Below are 8,706 nucleotides of genomic sequence, written 5' to 3' on the forward strand. Positions count from 1 at the left end.
CGGAGACCGGCGGCGAAACCGGTCACGGAACGCGCGAACCCGCCGCCTCCCCCACCGCGAACGGCGGGGAGACGACGGGCTGACACGCAGGGGGTCCTACGTCCGCTCTCCGCTGAGGGAGGCTCCGGTGAGGGAGATCAGCGGGCGTAGTACTCGACGACGAGCTGCTCGTCGCAGATCACGGGGATCTCCTTGCGGTTCGGGTCACGGTCCAGGCGGAAGGCCAGGGCCTTCAGGTTGACCTGGAGGTAACGCGGGGTCTCGCCCTCGGGGGCGAAGCCACCCTCACGCGCGACCTCGAACAGCGGCTTCTTGCGGCTGCGCTCGCGGACCATCACGACGTCGTCGGGACGGACGCGGAAGGACGGCTTGTCGACCTTCTGGCCGTTGACCTCGATGTGGCCGTGGACGACCATCTGACGGGCCTGGTAGATCGTGCGGGCGATGCCCGAACGCAGCACCAGGGCGTCCAGACGACGCTCGAGCTCGATGACCAGGGCCTCGCCGGTCTTGCCTTCGACCTTCTTGGCGCGGTCGTAGGCGCGGGCGAGCTGCTTCTCGCTGATGTCGTACTGCGCGCGCAGGCGCTGCTTCTCCATCAGACGGACCTTGTAGTCCGAGTTCTGCTTGCGGCCGCGGCCGTGCTCGCCCGGCGGGTAGGGGCGGGCCTCGAAGTACTTGACGGCCTTCGGGGTCAGCGCGATGCCGAGGGCACGCGACTTCTTGACCTTGGGGCGGGACTGGTTCGCCATGAACCAAACACCTCGTGTTTCTGATGCGAATACGGCTTCACCAGGGTTCGGGGAGGTCGCATCCGCAGCCTGGGAAACCCTGGCCCCGCCACACAGGGGGGTTCGGGCAGCCGCTCCCGGGTCTGGGCACATACGTGCAGCACGCGAGTGGCCCACCGACCGCCGTCTCCGGGGTGGTGGGCTGCCCGCGACACCTTCGAAGGTGCGCGACGCTCCTGGATCCCCTGTGCCTTGCGGTTCGGGGGATCCGGCTGGATGTTCCGCTCTGGTGATGCCCCGCCTCCCTTTCGGGACACCGGGCACGGAACACAGCACTGCGCAGGAGTCTACCGGATCGCTCAGCGGCAGGTCGCCAGGAGGCCTCGGAGCGCCTCCTTCTCCGGCGGGGTGACAGTGAGCCGGTACTTGGCCTTGATCCCGGTCCAGCGCCGGCCGTACTCGCACCAGAAGGCGCGGTTCGGCGGCTTCCACTTGTCCGGGGTCTTGCTGCTCTTGTCGTAGTTCGCCGATTTGTCGACCGCCAGCAGGACGTCCAGGTCGTTGGCGTAGGTCAGCCGCTGCCGGTCGGTCCAGGCGTGGGCACCGGCCCGCCAGGCGGCGCCGAGCGCGACGACGTGGTCGGTCTGGATCCGGGAGGCGCGGTGGTAGGTGTACGGCAGCTTCTTGCCGGTGTACGGGTCGTGCAGGGTGCCGGAGAGGACGACGCAGGGGTTGCGGTCGCCCTTGCGCAGGTCCTTCAGGTCGCGGCGCAGGACGTCGGCCCGGGTGTCGCAGCCGTTGCGCCCGCCGGGGGCGTCGACGTCGTCGCTCCAGCCCTTGCCGAAGGCGGTGCGCCGGTAGGACTGCCAGTTCCTGCCCCAGGCGACGGTGAGAGCGGCGAGCTGCTTGCCGGCGGTGGCGGCGTCGGGCGGGAAGGCCTTGCCGGCGAGCTGCCGGGGCGAGGGCGTCGGCGTGCCGGTGCGGGCCGGCTGTCTCGCGGAGTGCTGCGGGGCGCACGCCACGGCGCTCAGCAGGAGGACGGCCGTGGTGACGGATCTCCGGCGTGAGCTGCTGCGCATGTGCCGAGCGTAGGCCGACCGGCCGGAGGGCGCGCTCCGGAGGGGCGGGCGATCGCTCCGGACGATCGGGGGATCGCTCCGGACGATCGGGGGATCGCCCTCATCCGTCCCCGCGCAGCCGCTCGCGGACCCGCTCCACCACATCCGCGTACCGCGCTTCCGCACCGTACCGGGTCGGCTCGTAGTACCGGCGGCCGGCGATCGCGTCCGGCGCGTACTGCTGGGCCGCGATGCCGCCGGGGACGTCGTGCGGGTAGACGTATCCCTGGGCGTGGCCGAGCTTGGCCGCGCCCTTGTAGTGGCCGTCGCGCAGATGGGCCGGGACGGGGCCGGCCAGGCCGGCCCGGACGTCCTCCATGGCGGCGCCGATCGCGGTCGTCGCCGCGTTGGACTTCGGGGCCAGGGCGAGCGCGATGGTGGCGTGGCTCAGGGTGAGCGCGGCTTCCGGGAAGCCGATCATCGCGACGGCCTGCGCGGCCGCGACCGCGGTGGGCAGGGCCGTCGGGTCGGCCAGGCCGATGTCCTCGCTCGCGGAGATCATCAGGCGGCGCGCGATGAAGCGGGGGTCCTCGCCCGCCTCGATCATGCGGGCCAGGTAGTGCAGCGCCGCGTCCACGTCGGAGCCGCGGATGGACTTGATCAGGGCGCTGGCGACGTCGTAGTGCTGGTCGCCGTCCCGGTCGTAGGTGACCGCCGCGCGGTTGACCGACTCCTCGACGCTCTGGAGGGTGATGGTCTCCTCGGCCTTGGCGATCGCGGCGCCGGCCGCGGCCTCGAGCGCCGTGAGCGCGCGGCGGGCGTCGCCTCCGGCGACCCGCAGCAGGTGCTCCCTGGCGTCGTCCTCGAGGGTCACCGCGCCGTCGAGACCGCGCTCCTCGGTGAGCGCGCGGTCGAGCAGTCCGCGCAGGTCGTCGTCGGTGAGCGGCTCCAGGGTGAGCAGCAGGGAGCGGGACAGGAGCGGGGAGATCACCGAGAAGTACGGGTTCTCCGTCGTCGCCGCGATCAGCGTCACCCAGCGGTTCTCCACCGCCGGCAGCAGGGAGTCCTGCTGGGCCTTGCTGAAGCGGTGGATCTCGTCGAGGAAGAGGACGGTCTCCTTGCCGTGACCGCCCATCGCGCGCCGGGCGCCCTCGATGACGGCGCGGACCTCCTTGACACCCGCGGTGATCGCGGACAGCTCCACGAACCGCTTGTCGGTCGCCTTCGAGACGACGTAGGCGAGGGTGGTCTTGCCGATGCCCGGCGGGCCCCACAGGATCACCGACGAGGCGCCGGCCGGGCCCCCGCCGTCGCCCACGAGACGGCGCAGCGGTGACCCCTGCTTCAGGAGGTGCTGCTGGCCGACCACCTCGTCGAGGGTGCGCGGACGCATCCGGACGGCCAGCGGGCTGGCGGTCGGGTCCTTCTCCTGGCGTTCTTCGGCTGCGGCGGTGAACAGGTCGGGCTCCACGGGCAAAACCCTATGTCACCCCACTGACAGTCCGGCCGGCACCGGTCACGCCCGGATCACGCCCGGATCGCTCCGGTCACGCCCAGAGCTTGTCGCCCCAGCGCGTGAAGATCAGGACGGCGATGATGCCGACGTGCACGACGGGCAGCGCCCACGTGAAGTCCTCGAAGAAGGTCCTGAGCCCGCGCGGCGACGGCAGGAAGCCGTTGCGGACGTTGAACGACGTGACGTACCAGAACATCAGGATGGTGGCGACCCAGGCCAGGCAGCACCACAGGCACAGGGCGTTGATCCGGTACAGGGACTCGAACTGGAGCCAGGACACGAATCCGACACCGAACAGGCAGCCCGCGTTGAACGTGAGCCAGTACCAGCGCGGGAAGCGGGCCCGCGCGATGAGGCTCATGCCGACGCAGATGACGACGGCGTAGGCGGCCAGGCCGAGCATCGGGTTCGGGAAACCGAAGACCGAGGCCTGGTCGCTCTTCATGATGCTGCCGCAGGAGATCACCGGGTTGATCGAGCAGCCCGGCGTGAAGTTCGGATCCTCGAGCAGCTTGAACTTGTCGAGCGTGATGACCCAGGCAGCGAGCAGCCCCGCCGCTCCGGTGATCACCAGGAGCAGTCCGAACCCCCGGCTGCCGCCGACGGTCCTGGGCCCGCCGCCGTCCACGGTGTCGCGGGCGGGGCTGTCACTTGCTGCGGTCGTCTTGCTCATCACGCCGATCCGTCACTGAGGGAGCTTGCGGGCAGGGTCATTGTGCCGTACCGGCCTGTCAGTTCACCGTTCGATGCGCATAAGGACGAGCACCACGCCGCGCGCCCCCGGAGGGCCGCACGAACGTGCGTGCCTCCGGGGGCGCGGAACGAGCCGGGCTCAGCGGTGGCGTCAGGCCAGCCGTGCGCGCAGCACCTCGACGACCTGGTCCACGGCGATCGCCTCCTGCTCGCCGGACTCCATGTCCTTCACCTGCACGACGCCCTCGGCCAGATCGCGCTCGCCAGCGACGAGCGTGAAGCGGGCTCCCGACCGGTTCGCGTTCTTCATGGCGCCCTTGAGGCCCTTGCCTCCGAACGAGAAGTCCGCCGAGACGCCGGCCCGGCGCAGCTCGGTCACCTTGGCGAACAGCACACGGCGCGCCTCGTCGCCGAGCGGCACCGCGAAGACGCTGGTGGCGGCGGGCAGATCGAGCACGACGCCCTCCGCCTCGAGCGCGAGAACGGTGCGGTCGACGCCGAGCGCCCAGCCGACGGACGGCAGCGAGGGGCCGCCGATCATCTCCGAGAGCCCGTCGTAGCGGCCGCCGCCGCCCACCGCGGACTGCGAGCCGAGCCCGTCGTGGACGAACTCGAAGGTCGTGCGCGTGTAGTAGTCGAGGCCGCGGACCAGCTTGGCGTCGTCCTCGAAGGCGACGCCCTCGGCGACCAGCAGCTCGCGCACCTGCTCGTGGTACGCCTTGCAGGCGTCGCACAGGTAGTCGCGCAGCAGCGGGGCGTCCGTGAGCTGCTTCTGGACGTCGGGGCGCTTGTCGTCGAGGACGCGCAGCGGGTTGATCTCCGCGCGGCGCAGCGTCTCCTCGTCGAGGTCGAGCCCGCGCAGGAAGTCCTGCAGGGCCGCCCGGTAGACGGGACGGCACTCCTTGTCGCCCAGCGAGTTCAGCAGGATGCGGAAGTCGCGCAGGCCCAGCGAGCGGTACGCCTGGTCGGCCAGGACGATCAGCTCGGCGTCGAGGGCCGGGTCCTCGGCGCCGATCGCCTCGGCACCGACCTGCGAGAAGTGCCTGTACCGGCCCTTCTGGGGGCGCTCGTAGCGGTAGTACGAGCCCGAGTACCAGAGCTTGACCGGGAGGTTGCCCGCCTTGTGGAGGTTGGCCTCCAGGGCGGCGCGCAGCACGGAGGCGGTGCCCTCGGGGCGGAGCGCGAGCCGGTCGCCGCCCTTGGTCTCGAAGGCGTACATCTCCTTGGTGACGATGTCGGTGGACTCGCCGACACCGCGCGCGAACAGCTCGACGTTTTCAAAGCCGGGCGTCTCGACGTAGCCGTAGCCGGAGTTGCGCAGCGGAGTGGAGATCGCGTCGCGCACCGCGAGGTACGTCGCGGAGTCCGGCGGGAGCAGGTCGTACGTGCCCTTGGGGGCCTGGAAGGTGCTCACAGGAGTCTTCTCGTCACATTCCTCGTCGGGGAGCCTCGGTCGAGGATCCCTGGCCGGCGGCCACCTGCCGCAGATACGGGTTGGTGGCGCGCTCCTGGCCGATGGTGGTCTGGGAGCCGTGCCCGGAGAGGACCACGGTCGAGTCGTCGAGCGGCAGGCACACACGGGCCAGCGATTCGAGCATGTCGTCCATGGAGCCGCCGGGAAGGTCGGTGCGTCCGATGGAGCCGGCGAACAGCAGATCGCCCGAGAAGAACACGGACGGCACGTCCGCGGTCTCGGGCATCCGGAAGGTCACCGACCCCTTGGTATGGCCGGGCGCGTGCGCGACGCCGAAGTCGAGTCCGGCGAGCTTCAGGCGTGCGCCGTCGGTCAGCTCCCGTACGTCGTCGGGCTCCCCCACGGTCAGCTCGCCCATCAGCGGCATGCCGATGGAGCGGCCGATGCCCTTCTCGGGGTCGCTCATCATGTAGCGGTCCGAGGGGTGGATCCACGCGGGCACGTCGTGCGCTCCGCAGACCGGGACGACCGAGGCCACGTGGTCGATGTGGCCGTGCGTGAGGACGACGGCGACCGGCTTGAGCCGGTGCTTCTTCAGCGCTTCCTCGACGCCCTGGGCGGCCTGGTGCCCCGGGTCGATGATCACGCACTCCTCACCCGCGGCGGGGGCGACCAGGTAACAGTTGGTCCCCCAGGCCCCGGCGGGGAACCCGGCAATCAGCACGATCGTCCTTCGTATGTCGTCGTCATGGCAGATCAGAGCCTACCGGCGCTGCCGTTTCCACAGCGAACCCATATACGGTACGGGGCACCAACCGAGGGCCCGCAACCGTGGTCCACGAGACGTACGAGGAGAAGACCCGGTGGTCAGCAAGGATCAGCGGCAGCGTCAGCTCGCCCGGGAGAAGTTCCTGCGCCAGCAGCAGCGGCGCGAGTCCGCGCGACGCAAGGCCCGCACGCGCAACATCGTGATCGCCTCCGTCCTGGCAGTGGCCGTCCTGGGCTCGGGCGCCGCGTACGCCGCCGGGGCGTTCGAGAGCGACGGCGGGAAGGACACGTCGGCGGGCTCCGAGCCGAGCGCGAGCCCCTCTCCGTCGAAGGCTCCCGACCCGTGCGAGAAGCCGGCCGCGGGCAAGGCGAAGACGGCGACGTGGAAGAAGGAGCCGGCGCTCACCGTCGACAAGGCGGCGGACTACTCGATGAAGCTGGCGACGACCTGCGGCGACATCGACATCGCGCTGAAGGCGAAGGCAGCGCCGCACACGGTGAACTCGTTCAAGTTCCTTGCCGACAAGGGCTTCCTGGACCACACGAAGTGCCACCGCCTGACCACGGAGGGCATCTACGTCCTGCAGTGCGGTGACCCCACGGGTACCGGCCAGGGCGGTCCCGGGTACACGATCCCGGACGAGAACCTGAAGGACTCCTCCCTGAAGAAGGCGGAGAAGCAGCAGGGCACGCAGCTGTACACGTTCCCGGCGGGCACGGTCGCGATGGCGAACACGGGCCAGAAGCACACCGGCGGCAGCCAGTTCTTCCTCGTCTACAAGGACAGCAAGCTTCCGGCCACCTACACGCCGTTCGGGACGATCTCCGACTCCGGCTTGAAGGTTCTGGACAAGATCGCCAAGGCCGGCGCGCAGCCCCAGGACCCGCAGACCGGCAACACCGCGCCCAACGCGACGGTGGTGATCGACAAGGGGACGGTCACCAAGTCCTGACCTGCCGACCGACAAATTTCGGTCGCGCGGGATGCGGACAGCCGCCCCGCCGGTCGCCTATGTTGGCCGTGACGAAACTGTGGACGATGCCCGGGGGCTCCAGAGCCCCCGCAGGCATCATGTGGAGGAGGCGCTGTGAGCAGCGACCCGTGGGGCCGCGTCGACGAGACGGGGACCGTGTACGTGCGTTCGGCCGACGGCAGTGAGCGAGTGGTCGGTTCGTGGCAGGCAGGATCCCCTGACGAGGCCCTGGCCTACTTCAAGCGCAAGTACGACGGCCTGGTCGTCGAGATCGGGCTCCTCGAGCGCCGGGTGCAGACGACCGACCTGTCGGCCAAGGACGCGACGACGGCGATCGAGCACCTGCGGGAGCAGGTGACCGACGCGCACGCGATCGGTGACCTGGAGTCGCTCGGCAAGCGGCTCGACAAGCTCGTCGAGAGCGTCGAGTCGCGGCGCGAGGAGCGCAAGGCGCAGAAGGCCAAGCAGTCCGACGAGGCACGGCACTCCAAGGAGGCGCTGGTCGCCGAGGCGGAGGAGCTGGCCAGGTCCGAGCAGTGGCGGGCGGCCGGCGAGCGGCTGCGGGCCCTGGTGGACACGTGGAAGGGGCTGCCGCGGCTCGACCGCAAGTCGGACGACGAGCTGTGGCACCGCTTCTCGCACGCCCGCTCGGCGTTCTCGAAGCGGCGCAAGGCGCACTTCGCGTCCCTCGACGCGCAGCGCGAGGAGGCCCGCAAGGTCAAGGAACAGCTGGTCTCCGAGGCCGAGTCGCTGTCGAACTCGACGGACTGGGGTGCCACGGCGGCCCGTTACCGCGACCTGATGGCGGACTGGAAGGCGGCGGGCCGGGCGCAGCGCGAGCACGAGGACGACCTGTGGAACCGCTTCCGCGGCGCCCAGGACGTGTTCTTCGCGGCGCGCAGCTCGGTGTTCGCCGAGCGGGACGCGGAGCAGGGCGAGAACCTGAAGCTCAAGGAGGATCTGGCCGGTGAGGCCGAGAAGCTGCTCCCGATCGAGGACCTGAAGGCGGCGCGGGCCGGCTTCCGCTCGATCAACGAGCGCTGGGAGGCCATCGGTCACGTGCCGCGCGACGCCCGCCCGAAGGTCGAGGGGCGGATGCACGCGGTGGAGCGGGCCATCCAGGAGGCCGAGGAGGCCGAGTGGCGGCGTACGAACCCGGAGGCGCGGGCGCGCGCCGCGGGGCTCACGGGTCAGCTGCAGGCCGCGGTCGACAAGCTCAAGGGGCAGGTGGAGCAGGCGCGTTCGCAGGGGAACAACGCGAAGGCCGACAAGCTTCAGCGTGAGCTGGACGGGCGGCAGGCGCTGCTGGACTCGGCGCTCAAGGGGTTGGAGGAGTTCGGCGGCTGACGCTCCGCTGAGCCGATCCTCAAGTGGGCCCGGGCTGACCCAGCCCGGGCCCACTGCCGTCTTCCCCACCCTGGGCAACCTGCCCTTCCCTGACTGCCACGCCACAGTGCCCGCTGGCGCAGGTCCCCGCGCCCCGGCTCCCGCCGTAGGGGCCCAGCGTCATCGCCGACTACCGCGCCGTCGTGGCTGGTCGCGCAGTTCCCCG

The 8,706-nt window shown here is 70.7% G+C and carries 8 protein-coding genes; 2 read left to right on the forward strand and 6 right to left on the reverse strand.

Translation table 11 applies throughout. The features are described from left to right. Nucleotides 1-137 precede the first annotated feature (137 nt). The 6 genes from rpsD to GTW43_RS22355 all read right to left on the reverse strand — a co-directional run bounded on the left by rpsD (nucleotide 138) and on the right by GTW43_RS22355 (nucleotide 6,136). Complete coding sequence (rpsD, locus tag GTW43_RS22330) at nucleotides 138-752, reverse strand: 30S ribosomal protein S4 (RefSeq protein ID WP_161303799.1); 615 nt, start codon at nucleotides 750-752, stop codon at nucleotides 138-140. A 338-nt stretch (nucleotides 753-1,090) separates the two neighbouring features. Then, on the reverse strand, nucleotides 1,091-1,810 hold the full coding sequence (locus GTW43_RS22335; protein ID WP_161303800.1) for an HNH endonuclease family protein: 720 nt from the start codon (nucleotides 1,808-1,810) through the stop codon (nucleotides 1,091-1,093). Nucleotides 1,811-1,910: 100 nt separating this feature from the next. After that, nucleotides 1,911-3,260 carry a replication-associated recombination protein A gene (locus tag GTW43_RS22340; protein WP_161303801.1) on the reverse strand — a complete coding sequence of 450 codons (1,350 nt, stop codon included), beginning with the start codon at nucleotides 3,258-3,260 and terminating at the stop codon, nucleotides 1,911-1,913. Between the two features lie 76 nt (nucleotides 3,261-3,336). Continuing rightward, on the reverse strand, nucleotides 3,337-3,978 hold the full coding sequence (locus GTW43_RS22345; protein WP_161303802.1) for a vitamin K epoxide reductase family protein: 642 nt from the start codon (nucleotides 3,976-3,978) through the stop codon (nucleotides 3,337-3,339). Between the two features lie 171 nt (nucleotides 3,979-4,149). After that, nucleotides 4,150-5,412 (reverse strand): histidine--tRNA ligase, encoded by a 1,263-nt coding sequence (gene hisS, locus GTW43_RS22350; RefSeq protein WP_161303803.1) that lies wholly within the window; start codon nucleotides 5,410-5,412, stop codon nucleotides 4,150-4,152. A gap of 13 nt (nucleotides 5,413-5,425) precedes the next feature. Continuing rightward, nucleotides 5,426-6,136 (reverse strand): MBL fold metallo-hydrolase, encoded by a 711-nt coding sequence (locus GTW43_RS22355; RefSeq protein WP_161303804.1) that lies wholly within the window; start codon nucleotides 6,134-6,136, stop codon nucleotides 5,426-5,428. 139 nt (nucleotides 6,137-6,275) lie between these two features. On the opposite strand from GTW43_RS22355, the gene GTW43_RS22360 reads away from it, so the two are divergent. Then, nucleotides 6,276-7,133, forward strand: coding sequence for a peptidylprolyl isomerase (locus GTW43_RS22360; protein ID WP_161303805.1), 858 nt, complete (start codon nucleotides 6,276-6,278; stop codon nucleotides 7,131-7,133). 135 nt (nucleotides 7,134-7,268) lie between these two features. Continuing rightward, a complete protein-coding gene (locus GTW43_RS22365) occupies nucleotides 7,269-8,501 on the forward strand; it encodes a DUF349 domain-containing protein (RefSeq protein ID WP_161303806.1) in 1,233 nt (410 codons plus the stop codon). Nucleotides 8,502-8,706 lie beyond the last annotated feature (205 nt).

It is taken from the genome of Streptomyces sp. SID5785, from assembly GCF_009870065.1.
Lineage (GTDB): Bacteria > Actinomycetota > Actinomycetes > Streptomycetales > Streptomycetaceae > Streptomyces.